Source organism: Streptomyces humi (assembly GCF_001005085.2).
Classification (GTDB): domain Bacteria; phylum Actinomycetota; class Actinomycetes; order Streptomycetales; family Streptomycetaceae; genus Streptomyces; species Streptomyces humi.
In genome coordinates, this window is sequence record NZ_LBMU02000069.1 from 83,922 (window position 1) to 104,565 (window position 20,644).

Annotated in this window: 16 protein-coding genes; 10 read left to right on the forward strand and 6 right to left on the reverse strand. The window is 74.3% G+C overall.

Annotated features, from left to right (window positions below):
• Window positions 1–24: 24 nt before the first annotated feature.
• Together AAW13_RS27945 and AAW13_RS27950 are read left to right on the forward strand one after the other, a co-directional pair.
• A complete protein-coding gene (locus AAW13_RS27945; RefSeq protein ID WP_079178998.1) occupies window positions 25–1,734 on the forward strand; it encodes a DNA alkylation response protein in 1,710 nt (569 codons plus the stop codon).
• A gap of 127 nt (window positions 1,735–1,861) precedes the next feature.
• The gene (locus tag AAW13_RS27950) at window positions 1,862–3,841 is read left to right on the forward strand and encodes a hypothetical protein (RefSeq protein ID WP_046729341.1); all 1,980 of its coding nucleotides are present in this window, start codon (window positions 1,862–1,864) and stop codon (window positions 3,839–3,841) included.
• Window positions 3,842–4,119: 278 nt separating this feature from the next.
• Here AAW13_RS27950 and AAW13_RS27955 read toward each other — a convergent pair whose 3' ends face one another.
• The gene (locus AAW13_RS27955) at window positions 4,120–4,713 is read right to left on the reverse strand and encodes an Rv1733c family protein (RefSeq protein ID WP_046729342.1); all 594 of its coding nucleotides are present in this window, start codon (window positions 4,711–4,713) and stop codon (window positions 4,120–4,122) included.
• A 272-nt stretch (window positions 4,714–4,985) separates the two neighbouring features.
• Between AAW13_RS27955 and AAW13_RS27960 the strand changes: the two genes are divergently transcribed.
• Window positions 4,986–6,071 (forward strand): WD40/YVTN/BNR-like repeat-containing protein, encoded by a 1,086-nt coding sequence (locus AAW13_RS27960; protein WP_046729388.1) that lies wholly within the window; start codon window positions 4,986–4,988, stop codon window positions 6,069–6,071.
• Window positions 6,072–6,276: 205 nt separating this feature from the next.
• Here the strand turns inward: AAW13_RS27960 and AAW13_RS27965 are convergent, their stop codons facing one another.
• Window positions 6,277–6,954 (reverse strand): uracil-DNA glycosylase, encoded by a 678-nt coding sequence (locus AAW13_RS27965; RefSeq protein ID WP_046729343.1) that lies wholly within the window; start codon window positions 6,952–6,954, stop codon window positions 6,277–6,279.
• 287 nt (window positions 6,955–7,241) lie between these two features.
• On the opposite strand from AAW13_RS27965, the gene AAW13_RS27970 reads away from it, so the two are divergent.
• Together AAW13_RS27970 and AAW13_RS27975 are read left to right on the forward strand one after the other, a co-directional pair.
• Window positions 7,242–8,261 carry an N-acetylglucosamine kinase gene (locus AAW13_RS27970; protein ID WP_240528759.1) on the forward strand — a complete coding sequence of 340 codons (1,020 nt, stop codon included), beginning with the start codon at window positions 7,242–7,244 and terminating at the stop codon, window positions 8,259–8,261.
• Between the two features lie 142 nt (window positions 8,262–8,403).
• On the forward strand, window positions 8,404–9,327 hold the full coding sequence (locus AAW13_RS27975) for a sirohydrochlorin chelatase (protein ID WP_107483420.1): 924 nt from the start codon (window positions 8,404–8,406) through the stop codon (window positions 9,325–9,327).
• Window positions 9,328–9,503: 176 nt separating this feature from the next.
• Here the strand turns inward: AAW13_RS27975 and AAW13_RS27980 are convergent, their stop codons facing one another.
• Complete coding sequence (locus AAW13_RS27980) at window positions 9,504–10,535, reverse strand: lactonase family protein (RefSeq protein ID WP_046729345.1); 1,032 nt, start codon at window positions 10,533–10,535, stop codon at window positions 9,504–9,506.
• Window positions 10,536–10,639: 104 nt separating this feature from the next.
• A complete protein-coding gene (locus AAW13_RS27985) occupies window positions 10,640–12,127 on the reverse strand; it encodes an FUSC family protein (protein WP_046729346.1) in 1,488 nt (495 codons plus the stop codon).
• Between the two features lie 214 nt (window positions 12,128–12,341).
• Here AAW13_RS27985 and AAW13_RS27990 point away from each other — a divergent pair, with 214 nt between their 5' ends.
• From AAW13_RS27990 to AAW13_RS28005, 4 genes are all read left to right on the forward strand, one after another.
• Window positions 12,342–12,818 (forward strand): Lrp/AsnC family transcriptional regulator, encoded by a 477-nt coding sequence (locus AAW13_RS27990; protein WP_046729347.1) that lies wholly within the window; start codon window positions 12,342–12,344, stop codon window positions 12,816–12,818.
• Window positions 12,819–12,834: 16 nt separating this feature from the next.
• The gene (locus tag AAW13_RS27995; protein WP_046729390.1) at window positions 12,835–13,512 is read left to right on the forward strand and encodes an HAD family hydrolase; all 678 of its coding nucleotides are present in this window, start codon (window positions 12,835–12,837) and stop codon (window positions 13,510–13,512) included.
• Between the two features lie 103 nt (window positions 13,513–13,615).
• Window positions 13,616–16,399: a beta-L-arabinofuranosidase domain-containing protein gene (locus tag AAW13_RS28000; RefSeq protein WP_046729348.1), complete on the forward strand. Its 2,784-nt coding sequence runs from the start codon at window positions 13,616–13,618 to the stop codon at window positions 16,397–16,399.
• A 90-nt stretch (window positions 16,400–16,489) separates the two neighbouring features.
• Window positions 16,490–17,953 carry an MFS transporter gene (locus AAW13_RS28005; protein ID WP_046729349.1) on the forward strand — a complete coding sequence of 488 codons (1,464 nt, stop codon included), beginning with the start codon at window positions 16,490–16,492 and terminating at the stop codon, window positions 17,951–17,953.
• Here AAW13_RS28005 and AAW13_RS28010 read toward each other — a convergent pair.
• Together AAW13_RS28010 and AAW13_RS28015 are read right to left on the reverse strand one after the other, a co-directional pair.
• On the reverse strand, window positions 17,950–18,981 hold the full coding sequence (locus AAW13_RS28010; RefSeq protein ID WP_240528760.1) for a methyltransferase: 1,032 nt from the start codon (window positions 18,979–18,981) through the stop codon (window positions 17,950–17,952). The two genes, AAW13_RS28005 and AAW13_RS28010, sit on opposite strands and share 4 nt — an antisense overlap.
• Before the next feature lie 262 nt (window positions 18,982–19,243).
• Window positions 19,244–20,023, reverse strand: a complete 780-nt coding sequence (locus AAW13_RS28015; protein ID WP_046729351.1) for a LysR family substrate-binding domain-containing protein — start codon at window positions 20,021–20,023, stop codon at window positions 19,244–19,246.
• A gap of 92 nt (window positions 20,024–20,115) precedes the next feature.
• On the opposite strand from AAW13_RS28015, the gene AAW13_RS28020 reads away from it, so the two are divergent.
• Window positions 20,116–20,508: a DUF5997 family protein gene (locus tag AAW13_RS28020; protein WP_046729352.1), complete on the forward strand. Its 393-nt coding sequence runs from the start codon at window positions 20,116–20,118 to the stop codon at window positions 20,506–20,508.
• Window positions 20,509–20,644: the final 136 nt, after the last annotated feature.

Consider the following 20,644-nt stretch of genomic DNA (forward strand, 5'->3'; position numbering starts at 1 on the left):
CAGGAAGAGTGCAACATGGAGGTCATGGACTCCACCGCCTCGCTCCGCGGGCCGCAGCGCACCACCGCCATCGACCCCATTGGCGCCACCGCCACCGCCACGGCCACGGCCACCCACGACGTCACGAACCAGGCGCCGCCCCTCGCGCCCTACGACGCCTCCGACGACCGGGCCCTGCTCGAAGGGGTGCGCCGGGAGGGTGCCGGGTGGGCCGAGGAGGGGATCCGGCGGCTGGGGGTCCTGGCCGGCAGCGCGGAGGCGCAGGAGTGGGGTGAGCTGGCCAACCGCCACGAACCGGAGCTGCGCACCCACGACCGGTACGGCAACCGGATCGACGAGGTCGCCTTCCACCCCGCCTGGCACCACCTGATGCGGACGGCCGTCGCCGAGGGACTGGCGGGGGCGGCCTGGGGGGACGACCGGGCCGGCGCCCATGTGGCGCGGACGGCGGGCGGGCTGGTCTGGGGACACACCGAATCCGGCCATGGTTGCCCGACGTCGATGACCTACGCCGCCGTGCCCGCGCTGCGCGCCCAGCCCGAACTGGCGAAGGTGTACGAACCGCTGCTGACCAGCAGGGTCTACGAACCGGGGTTGCGGGTGCCGGCGGACAAGCCCGGACTGCTCGCCGGTATGGGCATGACAGAGAAACAGGGGGGTTCGGACGTACGGACGAACACCACGACCGCCGCTCCGACCTCCGAGCCCGGCGTCTACACCCTGCGCGGGCACAAGTGGTTCACCTCGGCGCCGATGTGCGACGTCTTCCTGGTGCTGGCGCAGGCGCCGGGCGGCCTGTCGTGCTTCCTGGTGCCGCGCGTGCTGCCGGACGGAAGCCGCAACGCGTTCCGCATCCAGCGGCTGAAGGACAAGCTGGGCAACCGGTCGAACGCGTCCTCGGAGCCCGAGTTCGAAGGGACCGTGGCCTGGCTGGTCGGACCGGAGGGGCGGGGCGTGAAGACCATCATCGAAATGGTCAACTGCACCCGGCTGGACTGCGTGATGAACTCGGCGACCCTGATGCGCAGGACACTCGTCGAGGCCGGTCATCACGTGCGGCACCGCAGCGCGTTCGGCGCGCGCCTCGTCGACCAGCCGCTGATGCGCAACGTCCTGGCCGACCTGGCGCTGGAGTCGGAGGCCGCGACCACGCTCACGCTGCGGCTCGCGGGCGCGGCGGACCGCGCGGTGCGCGGGGACGAGCAGGAGCGGGCGTTCCGCCGGATCGCGACGGCCGTCGGCAAGTACTGGGTCACCAAGCGCGGTCCGGCCTTCACCGCGGAGGCCCTGGAGTGCCTGGGCGGCAACGGCTACGTCGAGGACTCCGGCATGCCCCGGCACTACCGGGAGGCACCCCTGCTGTCGATATGGGAGGGCTCCGGGAACGTCAACGCACTCGACGTGCTGCGCGCGCTGTCCCGCGAACCCGGCGCCGCCGACGCCTTCTTCGGCGAACTCGCGCACGCGCGCGGGGCGGACGCCCGGCTGGACGGCGCGGTCGCCCGGCTGAAGGCCGGACTGGCGGAGACCGATCAGGTGGGCGCCCGCCGGCTGGTCGAGCGGATGGCGCTGGCCCTCCAGGCCTCGCTGCTGGTCCGGTACGCCCCCGTCGCCGTCGCCGACGCCTTCTGCGCGACCCGGCTGGACGGCGACTGGGGGTACGCGTTCGGCACGCTGCCCGCCCGGGCCGCACTCGACCCGATCCTGGAACGGGCGCTGCCCGACGCGAACTGACCGCTGCTCGCGCGTCGTTGGCCGGTGACCGTCGACGGATCGCACACAGTCGCCGCCCGATTCCGCATTGTTGTCAGTGCCGTGGTGCAGACTCCCGAACAGGTGGTACTCGCCTGGGGAGGACAACGTGTTCACGGGGATCGACGAGGTCGACTGGACCTCGCTGCGGCACGCTCACGGCAGCGCGGCGGACGTGCCCGCCCTGCTGCGCGGACTGGCCTCGGCGGACGCGGCCGAGCGGGAGGCCGCGCTCGACGGGATGTACGGCTCGGTGCACCACCAGGGCAACGTGTACGACTCGACGCTCGCCTGCGTCCCTTTCCTGTTCACGCTCGCGGCCCGCGTGGAGGTCCGCGACCGCGGCGCCATAGTGGAACTGCTGGTCAGCATAGGGGCGGAGAGCGCGGGCGCGCGGGCCCAGGGCGCGGTGCGCGCGCGAGCCGAGGCGTTCGTGGCGCTGGCCGAGGACCCGTGCCCCTGGGTGCGGCGGGCGGCGGCCGGGGCGCTGGTCCGGTTCCTCGACGAACCGGCGCGGGTTCTGGAGCTGCTCGCCCGGCGGATCACGGCAGAGGCCGACGAGCAGGTGCTGGGGTCGCTGACCGCGGCCCTCGGCCAGTTCGTCCTGCGCCATCCGGAGCGGGCGGCCGCTGCGGTGGACCTGCTGGCCGCGCAGAGCGAGCCGCCGTACCCGCCGGGCGCCCGGCTCGCGGCGCTCGGGCAGCTGGCCCTCGGCGCGCCGGAGCGGCTGCCCGCCGGGCTCGTACCGACCGCGGTCCGGCTGCTGAGGGAGCGGACCGAGCACCGGTCGGCCGGCCCGGACCGGGCGGAGACGGACACGCTCGTCGGCCGGATACGGCGGCTACGGCCGTCGGACGAGGAGGGCTCGTCGCTGCTGCGCACCCTGCACCGCGCGCTGGACGACCGGGTGGCGGACCGGATCGCCCTGCTCGTGGGTCAGTTGAGCAGCCCGGGGGCGATGGACCGGTGCAACGCGGTGCGGATGTCGGCCGGGCTGTTCCGCGAGTGGCGCGCGGACTTCACGGCTCCCGTCGCCCTGATCGGCGCCCAACTGCGCCCTGAGGAGGACCAGTTGCGGGACGCGGCCGTCTCGGTCCTCGCGGAGCTGTTCGCGCTGGCCGCGCCCGCGGCCGACGAACTGCACGCCCTGGTGACGGTACGGCCCGACCTGTGGGTGCGCACCTGGGAGCGCGGCAGACCCTCCCTGGGCGGACCTCTCAAGGCCCTGGCCAGAAGCGGCGATCCGCGCGCGGTACCGGCACTGGCCCAGCTGCTCGCGGGACCCGTGGTGCCCGGCGGTCTGGGTTTCGAGGTGGCGCACCTGGGCCGGGCGGCCGCCCCGCTCGCCCCCGCGTTGCGGCACCGTCTCGGCCGGGTCCCGCTGGACTCGCCCGAGGCCGCCGAGCTGGCCGCACCGCTGCTGGCGGCGGTCACCGCGCTGGCGGATCCCGCGGCGGTGCCGGAGGTGCTGCGGCTGCTGCGCGGCGCGCCGGACGGGCTGGGGGCGCGGGAGTCCCTGGCGGGGCAGGCGGTGCGGGCGCTCGACGCGCTGGGTACGGCCGCCCGGGCGGCCGCGCCGGTGCTGCGCGCGCTGCTCGACACCCGGCACGCGGCGTCGGCGGCGGGGGCCCTGTGGGCGGCGGAGGGCGACGCGGAGGCGGTACTCCCCGTGCTGTTACGGGAGTTGACCTTCGGCCGGAGCCGGGGTGCCCGGACCGCGGCCGAGCAGCTGGGGCGGCTGGGCGGAGCCGCACGGCAGGCGCTGCCCGCGCTGCGTGCGCTGGCCGGGTCGGGCCGGGTGTGGGAACGGATCTGCGCGGCGGGGGCGTTGTGGCGGATCGAGGGGGATCCGGAGCCCGTGCTGCCGGTGTTCCGGTCCGCCTGGTCCCAGAACCCGTACACGCGCTGCGCGATCGCCGAGTACCTGGCGGCGATGGGCCCGGCGGGTGCCCCACTGCACGACCTGGTGACGGCCGAACTGGCCACCGCCCGGCGGCACACGGCGCGGCCGGGCGGGTACGGCAGCCATGACATCGCCCAGGACGAGCACCTGCTCGCCACCTGCCGAGGGCTGCTGCCGAGCAGCTGACCGGGGCACGGCGGCGGGGCCCGGCACCGCCGACCGCCAGGCACTGACGAGCCGCTCACCGGGGCAGGGCGGCCTAGGACGGGCACCGCCGGCCGGAAGGTGCTGACGAGCCGCTCACCGGGGCAAGGCGGCCGAGGACGGGCACCGCGCCGGCCGGAAGGTGCTGACGAGCCGCTGACGGCGGCACGGGTGTCGGGGTGGGTGTCGGCGGCGGGCGGGGCCGGGCGTCGCGTCGTCGCCGCCCCGTGGCCCCGCGCCGTCGGGCCGGGTGCGGGGCCTCAGCCGGTCGTGCGGCCCCACTGCGGCCCGAGCCGCGACCACTCCGCGTCCCAGCGGTCCATCCGCCGTCGCTCCAGCCGGCCCCGCGCCACCAGTCCGGCGACGAACGGCACGGCCGCCCCGCTCAGCCCGACCAGGCCGCCGATCAACGCGGCACGCAGGTGGGCCTCGGAGGCGGTGGCGGGCCGGGTGACGAGGTGGCCCCGCGGGTCCGTCCAGACGGTGACCGGAGTGCCCTCCCTGCTGCCGGCCGCCACCCGCGCCTGGCCGGTGTGCACCGTGCCGTCCTCGACGGTCCAGCCCACTCTCGCCCAGACCCGCTCACCGCCGGCGGAGCCGGACCCGTCCCGGGGTGTGCCCGGGGCCTTCTCCATGACATGGGCCACGACCGGGTGCCATTCGACGCGCTCGCGGGCCAGCCCGCCCTCGACCGACCGGGCCGCCGCGAGCCCGGCGAGCACTCCGGCCAGCAGGGTGAACAGCCAGGCGCCGAGCAGCACCCAGGCCTCCACCGTGTCGGCGCGACGCTTCAGCGGGTTGCGCCGCCAGCGCCACAGCCAGACCTTCGGACCACGGAACGCCTTCAAAGGCATCCTCCTCACGCGCGCACGGACAGCCCGGACCGCCCTCCCATACGGCAGAGGCCGCCTTGTTGCTCACGGCGAACCTCCGAGTCGACGGTCGCACGAGTGACCCCGGTCGCGCAGGCGTCTTCCGGAACGCGTTCCGTCACCTCGTTCGACCGACCGACACGACGGCTCTGAGCTGCGATGACGCCCGCACGGGGGTGACTGTCAGTGGTGGGGTGCAGACTGGCCGAAAGGTGAGGGTCTGCTGTGACAAGGACGTCATGGAGGTGATCGGCATGACCGAGGTACTGCTCGCCGTGGGCACCCGTAAGGGCCTGTTTCTCGGGCGGCGACGAGGTGGCACCTGGGAGTTCGACGAGAGTCCCTACTTCAACGCGCAGGCGATCTACTCGGTCGCCATCGACAACCGGGGCGGCCGGCCCCGGCTGCTGGCGGGCGGCGACAGCGCGCACTGGGGCCCGTCGGTCTTCCACTCCGACGACCTGGGCCGCAGCTGGACCGAACCGGCCCGGCCCGCCGTGAGGTTCCCCAAGGAGACGGGAGCCTCGTTGGAGCGGGTCTGGCAGCTGCACCCGGCCGCCGCGGAACCGGAGGTGGTGTACGCGGGCACCGAACCGGCCGCGCTGTACCGGTCCGAGGACCGCGGGGAGAGCTTCGAACTGGTCCGGCCGCTGTGGGAACACCCCACGCGTGACAGGTGGGTGCCGGGCGGCGGCGGTGAGGGCCTGCACACGGTCGTCACGGACCAGCGGGACCCGAAGGCGGTGACGGTCGCCGTCTCCACCGCGGGCGTGTTCCGCACCACCGACGGCGGCGCGAGCTGGAAGCCGTCCAACTCCGGTGTCTCCGCGGTGTTCCTGCCGGACCCCGACCCGGAGTTCGGTCAGTGCGTGCACAAGATCGCCCAGGACGCGGGCAGCCCGGACCGGCTCTACTTGCAGAACCACTGGGGGGTCTACCGGAGCGACGACGCCGGCGCGCACTGGACCGACATCGGCGAGGGGCTGCCGTCCACGTTCGGGTTCGCGGTGGCCGGCCATCCGCACCGCGCGGGCACGGCGTACGTCTTCCCGATCAACGCGGACGCCGACCGGGTCCCCGCACAGCGCCGCTGCCGGGTCTTCCGCACGGCCGACGGGGGCCGGACCTGGGAGCCGCTGTCGGCGGGGCTGCCCGCGCAGGACCACTACGGCACGGTGCTGCGCGACGCGCTGTGCACGGACGACGCGGACCCCGCGGGGGTGTACTTCGGCAATCGCAACGGCGAGGTGTTCGCCTCGGCCGACGACGGGGACAGCTGGCGGCAGCTGGCCTCGCACCTCCCGGACGTGCTGTGCGTGCGGGCGGCGGTCCTCGGCTGAGGCCGGGCATCAGGAAGAACAGGAAGAACGGGAGAGTCCGCCCGCCGGGTCCCGCACACCCCGGCGGGCCGGGCCGTCACCGATCGCCCGAGGCGGTGCGCCGTTCCCGAGGCGGTGCGCCGTTCCCGAAGCGGTGCGCCGTTCCCGAAGCGGTGCGCCGTTCCCGAAGCGGTGCGCCGTTCCCGAGGCGCGGACCCCGTCGGGCTTACGGCAGTCGCCAGTCCACCGGCTCGGCCCCCTGCTGGGCGAGCAGGTCGTTGGCCCGGCTGAACGGGCGGGAGCCGAAGAAACCGCGGTCCGCGGACATGGGCGAGGGATGGGCGGACTCGATCGCCGGGAGATCCCCCAGCAGCGGCCGCAGATTGCGCGCGTCCCGCCCCCACAGGATCGACACCAGCGGCTTGCCGCGCGCCGCCAGCGCCCGGATGGCCTGCTCGGTGACCTCTTCCCAGCCCTTGCCACGATGGGCGCCCGGACTGCGCGGGGCCGTGGTGAGCGCCCTGTTGAGCAGCAGCACCCCTTGTTGGGTCCACGGCGTGAGGTCCCCGTTGGAGGGCCGGGGCAGCCCCAGGTCGGAGTGCATCTCCCGGAAGATGTTCTCCAGGCTGCCCGGCAGCGAACGCACCTCCGGCGAGACCGCGAAACTCAGTCCGATCGCCATCCCCGGCGTGGGATAGGGGTCCTGACCGACTATCAGGACGCGGACGTCGTCGAAGGGCTGCTGGAAGGCCCGCAGGACGTTCGCGCCGGACGGGAGATAGGTCCGGCCGGCCGCGATCTCGGCCCGGAGGAAGTCCCCCATCGAGGCGATCCGCTCGGCCGCGGGTTCGAGGGCCTTCGCCCAGCCCGCTTCGACAAGTTCGTACAAGGGTCGTGGTGCCACAGCAGGTCACCCTACTGGCACCCTCGGGCGCCCCGCACAGAGCCAGAAGTCCCCGCCCGCGGAAGCCGTCGGCGGCGCTACTCTTCTCTTCTCGCCGAGGTCGTCGAGTTCCGCTCGCCGAGGTCTTCTCGTCGAGGTCGTCGAGGTCTTCTCGCCGAGATCGTCAAGGTCGTCGAGCCGGTCCCGCGGAACGCGCGGGCGGCCACCGGGCAGGAGGGCAGCCTGTTGCGTCCGGCTGTCGAGCCGCTCAGCCACGCCGGCCCCGGGCCGGCCGGCCGGTGGCTGCCGTGACCGCCGCGGCCGGCGGGATCCGCGGGGCCGCCGGATCGGAGCGGCCGGTGTCCGGGTTCCTCGCCGTCGACTCCGGTGGCTCCGGGCTGCGGGCCGTCGTCGGGGTGCCGGGGCGGGAGCCGTCCGTGCCGCGGGAGTCGCGGGTGCCGGTACGGACCGGGGCGCGGGGCATCGACCCCGGGCATCTGCTGGAGCAAGTACTGCCCATGGCACGGGCGTCGGCCGCCGAGTACGGCCTGGACCGGATGGACACGGTGGTCGTCGGCGCGGCCGGACTGGCCACCCTGGGGGACGCCCTGCGGACCGAGCTGCCGGGTGCGCTGGCCCGGGAACTCGGCGTGCGGACCGTCGCGTTGGCGGCCGACGCGGTGACGGCGTACGCCGGTGCCCTCGGACCCCGCCCGGGCGCGGTGATCGCCGCCGGCACCGGTCTGATCGCGATCGGTACCGATCTGAGCGGCTGGCGGCGGGCGGACGGCTGGGGGCACCTGCTCGGCGACTGCGGCGGCGGCGCCTGGATCGGCCGGGCCGGGCTGGAGGCGGCGCTGCGCGCCTTCGACGGGCGGGACGGCGGCTCGGCCGTGCTGCGGGCCCGCGCCGAGGAGCGGTTCGGTCCGCTGGCCGGGCTGCCCGGCCTGCTCTATCCACGTTCCGACCGGTCCGCCGTGCTGGCCTCGTTCGCCCCTCAGGTCGCCGACAGCGCCGCGGACGACCCGGTGGCGGCCGGGATCCTGCGTGCGGCGGCCCGGCACATGGCCGAGTCGGCCGCCGCCGTCTGTCCCGCCGAGGGTGCGCCCCGAGTCGCCGTCACCGGTGGCCTGTTCAAGCTCGGCGATCCGCTGCTGGTTCCGCTGGCCGAGGAGTTGACCGCTCTGCTGCCGCACGCCCGGCGGGTGCCGGCGGCGGGCGATCCGCTGCACGGAGCGGTACGCGTCGCGGGTGACCTGGCCCGTGGGCGGCTCACCCTGCCGGGTGATGAACGGCTGCTCTGCGTGGTGCGCACAAAAGCGGATTGATCCCACTGGGAGCCGAAGTGTCCGACAGATGGCCGGATCACCTCCGAATCATGCGTAACTCATCAGACAAAACCGGACGGATACCGCTCACCTGCACCCTCCCCGAACAGCAGAGCCCAGATAGCCAGTAACATGCGGCGCCATGAGCTCCCCCACTGGGCCCGCCGGCCTGCCAGTACGAATGCCGCGCCCCCGCCAGCCCGGACGGCACCGCCGTCCCGAGCCGCTGGTGGCCCCCGATGACGCGCCCGCGCTCGTCCTCGCGGTGCCGGGTACGCCCAGCGCGGCCACGCGCGGCCTCGCCGAGGAGGTCGTGAGCATCGCCCGATCCGAGCTGCCCGGCCTGGACGCCCGGATCGGGTACCTGGACGGGAACGACGAGGAGTTCCCCACCCTCCAGTCCGTGCTCGCCCGTGCCGCCGAGGAGCGCACCGCCCGCTACGAGCAGGCCGTCGCCGCGGGTGTCGAGGGCATAAAGGCCCCCGACGGCCCGGTCGCCGTCGTCGTGCCGCTGCTGGCCGGCCCGGACAGCGCGCTGCTGCGCCAGGTCCGCCACGCGGTGATGGAGAGCCGGGTCGCCGCCGACCTGACGGATGTCCTCGGCCCGCACCCGCTGCTCGCCGAGGCACTGCACGTGCGCCTGTCGGAGGCCGGTCTGGCCCGCGCCGACCGGGCGCGGCTGTTCACCGTGGCGACGGCCGCGGACGGCATCATCCTGGCGTCGGTGGGCGGCGACGAGGCGGTGCAGGCCGCCGGGATCACCGGCATGCTGCTCGCCGCCCGCCTCGCCGTGCCGGTGATGGCCGCGGCGCTGGACCAGGAGGGTTCGATCGCCTCCGTCGCCGAGCAGCTGCGGAACTCGGGCTCGCAGCAGCTGGCGCTGGCGCCCTATCTGATCGGGCCGGAGATCGACGCGGCGCTGCTCGGCGCCGCCGCGGAGGAGGCCGGCTGCGCCACGGCCGAGCCGCTGGGGGCGTATCCCGCGATCGGGAAGCTGGCGCTGGCCAAGTACACGACGGCGCTGGGGATCGCTCCGCAGCAGCCGCAGGGCACGCCGGTCCGCTGAGCCGGCGGCACGCCGGTCCGCTGAGCCGGCGGCACGCCGGTCCGCCGAGCCGGCGCAAGCCCACGGCTCCCTCTCCCGGAGAGGGAGCCATCGGTCTTTCCGGGGGTGCGATCCGCCTCCGGCCGCGGGCCCGTGGGGGCTGAGCGCGCGGTTCCCCACGCCCCGGACGGGGTGCCTCAGCCGAAGACGACGCAGGACGGTGCCGGGAGTTCCACCTGACCGTCGTAGCGGGGCAGGCCGGTCTCCTGGTCGACGGTGAACCAGGTGATGTTCCCGGAGCGTTCGTTCGCCGCGTACAGGTGGCCGTCGGACTCGGTGAGCGCCCGGGGCCAGTGGCCCCCGCAGGGGACCGTCGCCGTCAGGCGCAGGCGGTCCTCCTCGATCGTGAACGTGGTCAGGACGTCCTCGCCGCGGGTCGCCGTCCACAGGAAGCGGCCGTCGGGCGACACGGTGATGCCAGAGGGGTACGCGTCGCCGGCGGGCGCGCCGGGCAGGACCGGCGTCTCGCTCAGCGGCCGCAGGGTCCCGGTGCCGGCGTCCCAGCGGCAGACGGTCACGGTCGGGGTGAGTTCGTTGACGACGTAGGCGTACCGGCCGTCGGGGTGGAACACCAGGTGGCGGGGGCCGGAGCCGGGGCGCAGCGCGAATTCGCGGTGCAGGACGGGAACACCCTGCTCCAGGGTGCAGACGCGGACCGAGTCGGTCCCCAGGTCGACGCTGACCGCCCAGCGTCCGCTCGGGTCGGGCTGTACCTGGTGGGCGTGGGGGGCCCGCTGGCGCCGCTCGTGCGGGCCGGAGCCGGTGTGCTGGAGCACCCCCGAGGGGACGGGGGCCGGTGTGCCGTCGGGGCGGACGGGGACGGCGCTGACGCTGCCCGAGCCGTAGTTGGCGGTCAGCACGTGCCCGTCGAAGACGCTGAGGTGGGTCGGGCCGCTGGCGTCGACCGGCACCGGCGGACCGGCGAGGCGCGGCTTGTCGTCGTGGACGTGGTACGCGGCCACCGCGCCGTCGGCGGTCTCGCTGACCGCGTACAGGGTGCGTCCGCCGGGTGCGAGCGCGAGATACGACGGGTCGGGGACGCCGTCGACGCTCTCCAGGAGGGCCAGGGCGCCGCTGTGCGGGTGGACGGCGGCCGTGACGACCCCGGGTCCGCCCGCCGCCGTGAACGACCCGATGAACGCCCTGCGCCGCCTGCCGCCGTCTGTCACCGCTGTCCCCTCTCGATACGGGCCGGTACGAGTCGGTACGGGCCGGTCCGGGGCCGACGGTAGCAGTTTGCGGTCTAGACCAAGACGTGCGGGCGGGGCGCGTCTCAGGCGGCGGCCAGACGCGGGCGGGCGGCCGGGCGCAGCGGGTCGGCGAGTTCGGCCAGGGCCCGCTCCAGGCCGTGCAGATGGGCGAGGGCGGGTTCGGTGGGCGGTTCGGCGGGGGCGGTGATGTGCTCCGAGCCCCGGGTGAGCGCCTCCACGGCCGCCTCGACGCGCCAGCAGGCGGCGGCCAGCCGGGCGTCGTGGGAGGCCTCCGGGTCGGCGGCGACGGCGACCAGGCCGCGGACCTCGCGGGCGCAGTCGTCCAGCAGGGCCAGGACCCGGCGGGCCCGGCGCTTGCGGCCGGGCGCCGGGGCGAGCGGGTGCACCAGCGGGGCGACCGAGAGCCGTACCCGGCCGAGCAGCTGTTCCAGTTCGGCCACCCGGAGGGCCGGGTCGGCGGTGGTGGAACCGGCCAGCCGGGCGGTGGCCTCGGTCGTGCAGGCGTGCACGCAGCGCAGGGCGCGCCGGATCCAGGCGTCGGTGGTGAGGTGGGTGGTGACCGGCAGCACGAGCAGCACGGCGAGGACGGCGCCGAGGGCGCCCACCGCCGTCTCGGCCAGCCGCAGGGCCAGCAGGTCCGGGGTGAGGACGCCGAGGAGGCCGTAGAGCAGTTCGGCGAGGAAGGTCACCCAGAGCATCATCCAGGTGTAGGAGACGGCGGCCGTGTAGAAGATGCCGAAGACGGCGGCCGCGACCAGAACGGCGGTGGGGACGGGGGCGCCGTGCACGGGGGCGGCGACCAGCAGGCCCAGCGCGATGCCGATGACCGTGCCGAGGACCCGGCGGAAGCCGCGGACCAGCGTCTCGCCGCGCGAGGCGGTGTTGACGAAGATCCACCAGGTGGCGCCGACCGCCCAGTACCAGCGCTGGCCGGACACCAGCTGGCCCGCCACGAGCGCGAACCCCGCGCCCGCGGTCGCCTGTACCGCCTGCCGGGTGGTCACCCGGGCCAGGCCGGAACCGGCGGGCGGGGCGGGCGCCGGCGACGGAGGCAGTCCGCGTTCGTAGCACCACAGGCCGAACCGGACGAGGGCCGCGCCGGACACGGACAGCAGGACGGCGGCCGACAGCTCGGGCAGCTGTCCGGGGGTGGCGTGCAGGAACTGGGCCACGAAGTAGGTCATGAAGGCGAAGACGCCGAGGCTGTGGCCGCGCGGTCCCCAGCGGCGCGCGTACACGCCCGCGCCGACCACGGCGAGGAAGACCAGGTCCCGGGCGACCGGTACGCCGTGCAGCCAGGCCGCGGCCGTGAGGACCGGCAGACCCACGACGGGCAGCAGCGCGGTGGTGACGGCCTGCGCGCGCACCGTGGGATCGGTGACCGTGAACAGGGCGAGCAGCGCGGCGAGACCGCCGGTGACAGCGCCCGTGAGGGAGTGCCCGACCGCTCCGGGGACCGCGACGGCGAGCCCGATGCCGAGCACGGCACGCGCGGCGAAGCGCAGCCGCACCCGCCCCGGGTCCGGAGCCGTGAACACCCTCTTCAGCACTGCTTCCCCTCCCACGGGCGGCACGGAAAAGGCGCCGCGGGGATCCGCAGCGCCATCGACACCGCCATGAGAGCATCGCCGGGGCATCTGGCTCAAGTGGACTCGATTCTGCTGGGCCATTGGCTCAGTAGTCGCGGAGACTGTCGAACAGCCGAGAGGCCATTGGCCCAGCTCGCCGCGGCGCAGGTCTGGGCCATTGGTACAGTCGTGAGTGATGACCGTGGACGAGCTCGACACCCGCATCCTGCGGCTGCTGCTGGAGCAGCCGCGGACCAGCGTGCGCGAGTACGCCCGGATCCTCGGGGTCGCCCGGGGCACCCTCCAGGCCCGGCTGGACCGGCTGGAGCGGGACGGCGTGATCACGGGGACGGGCCCCGCCCTCTCCCCGGCCGCGCTCGGCCATCCGGTGCTGGCGTTCGTGCACATCGAGGTCACCCAGGGACATCTGGACGACGTGGGGGACGCGCTGGCCGCCGTACCGGAGATCGTGGAGGCGTTCTCGATCACGGGTGGCGGGGATCTGCTGACCCGGGTGGTGGCGCGGGACAACGCGCATCTGGAGGACGTGATCCAGAAGCTGATCAGCCTGCCGGGCGTGGTGCGCACCCGCACGGAGGTGGCGCTGCGCGAACGTGTCCCGCACCGGCTGCTGCCGCTGGTGGAGTCGATCGGCCGGGCCGCGCGTGGATGACGGCATCCTGGCTCCCATGAGCGATCTCGGCAGCCTCGCGGTCATCTTCGATCTCGACGGAACACTGGTGGACAGCGAGCCCCACTACTACGAGGCGACCCGGCGGACGCTGGCCGCGCACGACGTCCGGGACTACACCTGGGCGGAGCACGAGAAGCTCGTGGGCATCAGCACCCTCGAGACGCTGCGGCTGCTGCGGGAGCGCCACGGCCTGCGGCCCCCGGTGGCGGAACTCCTCGCGGAGACGAACCGGTTCTATCTGGAGCTGGCCCGCACCGGCACACGGGTGTACCCGGAGATGCGCAGGTTCGTGGAGCTGCTGGCGGCCGCGGGCGTCCCGTCCGCGGTGGCCTCGGGCTCCTCCCCCGAGGCGATCGAGGCCATCCTGGCCGGGACGGGCCTGGACGCGCATCTGCGCACGTTCGTCTCGGCCGACGAGGTGGCGCGCGGCAAACCGGCACCCGACGTCTTCCTGGAGGCGGCCCGCCGTCTCGGGGCGGCCCCGGCCGACTGCGTGGTCCTGGAGGACGCGACGCCCGGCGCGGCGGCGGCGCACGCCGCCGGGATGCGCTGTGTCGCGATCCCCTATGTCACCGCCCAGGCCGGCCGGTTCACCACGGCCGACCTGGTACTGCACGGCGGCCAGGCGGAGTTCACGGCCGACGCGGCCTACGACTGGCTGACCACCCTCTGAACTGCCGTCCCGGTCAGAAACGTTGACGCTCCCTCGCCGGCTGCCTAAGGTCTGGACGATTTCACGAACGCCGTCCGGTATCCCGAACATTTGCGAGGTGCCCATGCCGCAGCCGCTCTCCCGAAGGACCCTCCTCCAGGTGACGGCCCTGGTGGCCGCCGCCGGCGGGACCGGTGCCGCGACCGGCGCGGAGGCGACGGCGGCCGCAGCGGCCTGGACGGTGCAGCCGTTCGGGCTGGGGGACGTGACCCTGCGCCCCGGACTGTTCGCGGACAAACGGGCGTTGATGCTCGACCACGCGCGCGGCTACGACGTGAACCGGCTGTTGCAGGTGTTCCGGGCCAACGCCGGACTGGACACCGGCGGCGCGGTCGCGCCCGGCGGCTGGGAAGGACTGGACGGGGAGGCCAACGGAAACCTCCGCGGGCACTACACCGGTCACTTCCTGACCATGCTCGCCCAGGCGTACGCGAGCACCGGCGAGGAGGTGTTCGGGGCGAGGATCCGCACCATGGTGGGGGCGTTGGCCGAGGTGCGCGAGGCGCTGCGGCACGAGCCGTCGGTGCTGAGCACCACCGGGCCCCTCGGCGGGCCCGCGGTCGAGAACGAACGCGGGTCCCACCAGTACGTCGACCTGCCGGCCGGAGTGCTCCAGAACGCCTCCGCCGTCACCCTGGCGGCCTGGGTGCGGCCCGGCCACGAGGACGCCTGGGCGCGGGTGTTCGACTTCGGTGACGACACCACCCGGTACCTGTACCTCGCCGCACGCAACGCGAACGGCGTGCCCCGCTTCGCCATCACCACCGGCGGGGCGGGTGCCGAGCAGGGCCTCGACGGCACGGCCCCGCTGCCCCTGGACCGGTGGAGCCACCTCGCGGTCACGATCGCCGACGGCACCGGCACCCTGTACGTCGACGGCACGGCCGTCGCCCGCGACCCGGCCATGTCCCTCACCCCGGCCGCTCTGGGCCCCCTCGCCCAGCACTGGCTCGGCCGCTCCCACTACCCGGCCGACCCGGTCTTCGCGGGCGCCCTCGGCGGATTCGACGTGTGGTCGCGGGCGTTGGGCGCGGACGAGCTGGCCGCGCTCCAGCACGTGCCGGCGACCGGCGACCTGGTGTCGTACTCCTTCGGCGAGACGACCGGGTCGGTCCTCGCGGACGGTTCGGGACGCGGTCTCGACGCGGCCCTGCGGCGCACCTGGGGCGGCCCGAGCCATCCCGGCTTCCTGGCGGCCTACCCGGAGACCCAGTTCATCCTGCTGGAGTCGATGACCGGCAGCGACTACACCAAGGTCTGGGCGCCGTACTACACCGCGCACAAGATCCTCCGGGGCCTGCTCGACGCCCACACCGCCACCGGCGACGAACGCGCCCTGGACCTCGCGTCCGGCATGGGCGACTGGATGTACTCCCGGCTCTCCGTGCTGCCCGCCGCGACCCTCCAGCGCATGTGGGGGATCTTCTCCAGCGGCGAGTTCGGCGGGATCGTCGAGGCGGTCTGCGATCTGCACGAGCTCACCGGGAAGGCCGAACACCTCGCGCTGGCCCGGCTGTTCGACCTCGACAGCCTGATCGACGCCTGCGCCGCGAACACCGACACGCTGAACGGGCTGCACGCCAACCAGCACATCCCGATCTTCACCGGACTGGTCCGGCTGTACGACGCCACCGGCGAGGAGCGCTACCTGACCGCCGCGAAGAACTTCTGGGGCATGGTCGTACCGCATCGCACCTACGGCATCGGCGGGACCAGCACGGCCGAGTTCTGGAAGGCACGGGACGTGATCGCCGGGACCGTCGGCGCGACCACGGCGGAGACCTGCTGCGCGTACAACATGCTGAAACTGAGCCGGGCGCTGTTCCTGCACGAGCAGGACCCGGCGTACATGGATTACTACGAGCGCGCGTTGTACAACCAGGTGCTCGGCTCCAAGCAGGACCGGGCCGACGCGGAGAAGCCGCTCGTCACGTACTTCGTCGGGCTGACACCCGGTCATGTCCGGGACTACACGCCCAAGCAGGGCACGACCTGCTGCGAGGGCACGGGCATGGAGTCCGCCACCAAGTACCAGGACTCGGTGTACTTCGCGGCGGCCGACGGCAGCGCCCTGTACGTCAACCTGTACAGCCCGTCCACGCTGACCTGGGCCGAGCGGGGCATCACGGTCGAGCAGCGCACCGCCTACCCGCGGGAGCAGGGCAGCACGCTCACCGTGGGCGGGAGCGGCCGGGCCGTCCCCTTCGAACTGCGGCTGCGGGTGCCGGGGTGGGCGACGGCCGGGTTCCGGGTGACGGTCAACGGGCGGGCGGTGCCGGGGACCGCGGTGCCGGGGAGCTACTTCGGCGTGGCCAGGACCTGGCGGCCCGGCGACACCGTGCGGGTGTCGATCCCGTTCCGGCTGCGGGTGGAACGGACGCTGGACGATCCGTCGGTGCGGGCCCTGTTCTACGGCCCGGTCAACCTGGTCGGCCGCAACGCGTCCACGGAGTGGCTGGAGTTGGGCCTGTACGGCAACGCGGGGCTCTCCGGTGACCTGCTGCCGTCCGTCACGCCGGTACCGGACGCCCCGCTCCATTTCACCGTGTCGGGCACGGAGTTCGCCCCGTTCTACGAGGGGACCGAGGACCCCGGCCACGCCTACTTCCGGCGCTCGGAGCCCACGGTGGTGTTCGGCGGCCTGGACTCCGGCGTCGCCGACCCGGTGGGGCCCGACGGCGGCTCGCTCCTGGACGCGGTGTGGGCCGGGGCACCGTTCCGCGACAAGGCGGCGCTGGTGACGCGGGTGCGGTCGGTCGTGGACACGTGGGTGGCGCGGGGACTGCTGGACGGACCGGCGGGCGACCGGGTGGTGGCCACGGCCCGGAAGGCGTCGTACGCGCGCTGACCGAAGGGCCGTTCACCCGTCGGGAGCAGTGCGCCAGCCGTTCGCTCCGCCGGTCGTGCGATGCCCCGGATGCCTGCATAGCGTGTCCGTATGACCACGACCTGGGCAAAGCCGCAGCGGCCGGCCACCGAAGACCGGCGCTGGAAGGCGCTCGGGGTCTGTCTGACGGCGGGCTTCATCTCGCTGCTCGACACCTCGATCGTCAATGTGGCCCTGCCCTCCATGGAGCACGGGCTGGGAGCCACGGAGGCCGCCCAGTCCTGGGTGGTCTCCGGGTACGCCCTCACCTTCGGACTGGCCCTCGTCCCGGCGGGCCGGCTCGGCGACATGCGCGGCCGCCGCCAGGCCTTCCTGATCGGGCTGGCGGTCTTCACGCTGGCCTCGGCGGCCTGCGGACTCGCCGCGAGCGCCGACTGGCTGGTGGTGTTCCGGCTGATCCAGGGCGCGGCGGCGGGCATGGTCGCGCCGCAGACCTCGGGGCTGATCCAGCAGATGTTCCAGGGCGCCGAACGAGCCAAGGCCTTCGGTCTGCTCGGCAGTGTCATCGGGGTGTCGACGGCGGTGGGCCCGCTGGCCGGCGGCCTGATCATCGACGCCGTCGGCACCGACGACGGCTGGCGCTGGGTGTTCTTCGTCAACCTGCCCATCGGGGTGGCCGCGCTGGCCGCGGGGCTGCGGCTGCTGCCGCGGTTCCCCGTCGTCGGCAGACGGGAGGAGTTCGACCCGGTCGGGGTGCTGCTCCTCGGCTCCGGTGTGCTCGCCCTCATGCTGCCGCTGGTGCAGGAGCAGCAGTGGACCGGACGCGCGAAGTGGGCGCTGATGCCGCTGGGCGCGCTGCTGCTGGCCCTGTTCTGGACCTGGGAGCGCCGGCAGGGCCGGCTCGGGCGCGCGCCGCTGGTCGATCTGCGGCTGTTCGCACTGCGGTCCTTCACGCTCGGCGCGCTGGTCAGCCTGACCTACTTCGCGGGCTTCACCACGGTCTTCTTCGTCCTCGCCCTGTTCCTACAGAACGCGGCGGGGTACAGCGCGCTGGCCGCCGGTGTCACGGTGCTGCCGTTCGCGGCCGCCTCGGCGGTGGGCGCCGCCCTCGGCGGCCGGCTGGTGGTGCGGCACGGACGCAAACTGGTCGTTCTCGGCCTGTCCGGGGTGGCGCTCGGGCTGCTCGGGATCATCGCGGTGGTACGGCTGGTGCCGCTGGACAGCTTCGGGTGGGCGGCCGCACTGCCGATGGTCGTCGGTGGGATCGGCTCCGGCATCACGGTCTCCCCCAACACCACGCTGACGCTGACCCGGGTGCCCGTGAAGCGGGCAGGCGCGGCCGGCGGGGTGCTCCAAACGGGCCAGCGCGTCGGCTCCGCGGCCGGGATCGCCGTGGTGGGCTCAGTGTACTTCGCGCACCTCGCCAACCGCGGCCCGGCCGTCGAGGCACTCCAGCTCGGCCTGCTGACGTCCGTCGGACTCATCCTGCTGGCCCTGTGCCTGGCGGTGGCCGACCTGCGGGAGCGGGCGAAGGCGCCGGAGGCGGACGCGGAGGACCTGGAGCCGGCCGCCTAGACGGCCACCGCCTCCACCACCGAGAGCACCGTGGGCGTCGGCGTCACCCGTGCCGGCTTGAGGCCGGCGGCCTCGAACAGCCCGGCGAACTCCGGCGCGGTGCGTTCCCGGCCCACCAGGGCCGCCATCAGCAGCAGGTCGAGCGCCTTGGCCTGATGCGGTGCGTTGCCCGGCGGGACCACCGCCTCGACGACCAGGATCCGCCCGCCCGGTGCCAGCGCGGCACGGCAGCGGTCGAGGAGGGCGACGCACTGGTCGTCCTCCCAGTCGTGCAGGATGCGCTTGAGGACCAGCACGTCCCCCTCCGGTACGGCGGTGAAGAAGTCACCGGACTCGGTGCTCCAGCGTCCGGCCGTCCCGGGCGTGTCCAGCCGGTGGCCGGCCAGCACGTGCGGCCGGTCGTACAGGATGCCGCGCAGGGCGGGGTGACGGTCGAGGACCGTCAGCAGGAAGCCGCCGTGGCCGCCGCCCACGTCGACGACGGTCCCGGTGGGCGGGAAGTCGCAGGCGTCGGCGATGGGCCCGTTCTCGGCGTCGGACATGGCGGCCATGCCCGTGTGGAAGACGTCCGCGGTGTCCTCGTCCTGCGCGAAGTACTCGAAGAACGGCAGTCCGAAGAGGTGCTCGAACGCGGACGTGCCCTCGGTCACGCACCGGCTCAGGTCGGCGGTGGGCAGCCACATGCTGCGGTCGGTGTTCATCAGGACGGCCGAGCGTGCGGAGCAGGGCGCGTCGGTGCGCAGCGCGTCGCCGGCGGCGGTGAGGCGGAAGCGGCCGACGGCGTCCTCCTCGAAGACGCCGCGGGTGGCCAGCAGCCGGAGCACCCGGTACAGGCTGCGCGCGTCGGTACGGGTGGCCCGGGCCAGTTCGGCCGCGGTCCGGGGCCCGTCGGCCAGGTGATCGGCCACCCCCACCACGGCGGCCGCCCGCAGTGCGGCGGGGAACAGGTAGCCGAGGGATTCGTTGACGAGGAACGCGGACGAGGCACGGGCGTCGACCACCTCGTCCGCAACTGCTTCTGGGCTCACGGCGCCTCCAGCGCTGGATGTCCGGGATATCCGGGATGTCCGGATGGCATCGTGACATCGCACGGGCCCCGGGAGGGGGAGGCGCCGGGGGTGTCCGGAAGCAGACCGGGGGCGAGCGGGGGCCCGCCCCCGGGCGACCGGTGAGGCGGCGGAGAACAGGCGCGGAGCCCAGCCCCGGAGCCACGACCGACGGCGGAGAGCGGGCGCGGGGGGCCTGGGGTCAGGAACGGTGGCGGGGGGAAGGCGCGGGGGCGGTCCTGGGTCAGGAACGGCGGCGGGGCTTGCCTCGTTTCGCGGGCTTGGCGGACTGGGTGCGCTTCGCTCCGCCGGTGCGCGACTGCGCCGCCTTGGCCGAGGCGGGCTTCTGCGACCGCTTGGGCTTCTCCTGCGAGCCCTGCGAGCCCTGTGCCGACCGGGACGCCTGTGCCGGCTGCCGGCCGCGGGTGCTGTTCACGGTGCGGCCGCGGACGATGCCGATGAAGTCCTCGACCAGGTCCGTGGTGGCCGCCTCCGGCCAGGACAGCGCGACGGTCGACTCGGGACCGTCGACGAGCGTCCGGTAGGTGAGGTCCCGGCGGTGGTACAGCCGGGCCAGGGACTGCGGTACCACCAGGAGGCCCACGCCGGCGGCGACCAGCTCGACGGCGTCCTCGGTGGTCGCGGGGCGCTCGAACGCGGGCTCGCCGGGCGGGGCGTCCCAGTCGAAGACGTCGTCGAGGGGGTGGCAGAGCACCTCGTCGGCCAGGTCGGCGACCGTGACCTCCTCGGCCGCGGTGATCACGTGGTCCTTGGGGACGACGACCACCGTGGTCTCGGTGTAGAGGGGGATCGCGCTGAGGAACGCGCGGTCCACGGGGAGCCGTACGAGACCGGCGTCCGCCTCGCCCGCGCGCAGCAGTCCGGACACCTCGGCGGCCGGGACCTGGTGGAGGGTGAGGGGGATGCCGGGCAGGCGCTCGTTCCAGATCCTTGCCCATTTGGCGGGCGTCGCGCCGGGAACGTACGCGAGCCGGAACGACGGTGTTTCCTCCGAGCCTGTCACCAGGCAAGGTTAACCGGCCGTGGCCGGGGGCGGCGGACGGCCCGGTACGTACGTGGTCCGCACCCGCACGCCCGGCCGATACCCTTGACCTCATGAGTTCGCACCAGACCGCCCAGACGATGAAGCCCGCGACCGCGGCGAAGAAGCTGGGGGTGTACCTGCCCGCCACGCCCGCCGCCTTCCAGGAGGGTGTCGTCTCGCGCGCCGAGCTGACCGAGCTCCAGGCGAACCCTCCCGAGTGGCTGCGCGAGCTTCAGGCCAACGGGCCGCACCCGCGTCCGGTGGTCGCGGCCAAGCTGGGCGTGTCCATCGCGGGGCTGGCGCGCGGCGGGGTGACGGAGGCGCTCACCACCGAGCAGATCGAGGAGCTGAAGCGCGAGCTGCCCGCGTGGCTGGAGAAGGAGCGCGCCACCCAGGCCGAGGTCCGCAAGGAGGGCGCACGGCTGAAGAACCTGAAGCGCGCGAAGGAGGCGGGCGAGGACTGACGTCCGGCCCGCCCGACCTTTCCCACGGCCCCGGCCGAGGCCCACCGCCTCGGCCGGGGCCGTGGCCGTACCCGTCCCGGCCTGCTGCTTCCCTCGCGGGCAGGGCCCTCGAAGGGTGTTGTCAGTGGCCTCCCCT

Excerpts from the sequence above, each read along its gene's own strand:
- AAW13_RS27990 (WP_046729347.1), top strand. The coding sequence starts at position 12,342 with ATGACCGTGGACGAGCTCGACACCCGCATCCTGCGGCTGCTGCTGGAG.
- AAW13_RS27960 (WP_046729388.1), top strand. The coding sequence starts at position 4,986 with ATGACCGAGGTACTGCTCGCCGTGGGCACCCGTAAGGGCCTGTTTCTC.
- AAW13_RS27955 (WP_046729342.1), bottom strand. The coding sequence starts at position 4,713 with ATGCCTTTGAAGGCGTTCCGTGGTCCGAAGGTCTGGCTGTGGCGCTGG.
- AAW13_RS28020 (WP_046729352.1), top strand. The coding sequence starts at position 20,116 with ATGAGTTCGCACCAGACCGCCCAGACGATGAAGCCCGCGACCGCGGCG.
- AAW13_RS27945 (WP_079178998.1), top strand. The coding sequence starts at position 25 with ATGGACTCCACCGCCTCGCTCCGCGGGCCGCAGCGCACCACCGCCATC.
- AAW13_RS28005 (WP_046729349.1), top strand. The coding sequence starts at position 16,490 with ATGACCACGACCTGGGCAAAGCCGCAGCGGCCGGCCACCGAAGACCGG.
- AAW13_RS27995 (WP_046729390.1), top strand. The coding sequence starts at position 12,835 with ATGAGCGATCTCGGCAGCCTCGCGGTCATCTTCGATCTCGACGGAACA.
- AAW13_RS28000 (WP_046729348.1), top strand. The coding sequence starts at position 13,616 with ATGCCGCAGCCGCTCTCCCGAAGGACCCTCCTCCAGGTGACGGCCCTG.
- AAW13_RS27975 (WP_107483420.1), top strand. The coding sequence starts at position 8,404 with ATGAGCTCCCCCACTGGGCCCGCCGGCCTGCCAGTACGAATGCCGCGC.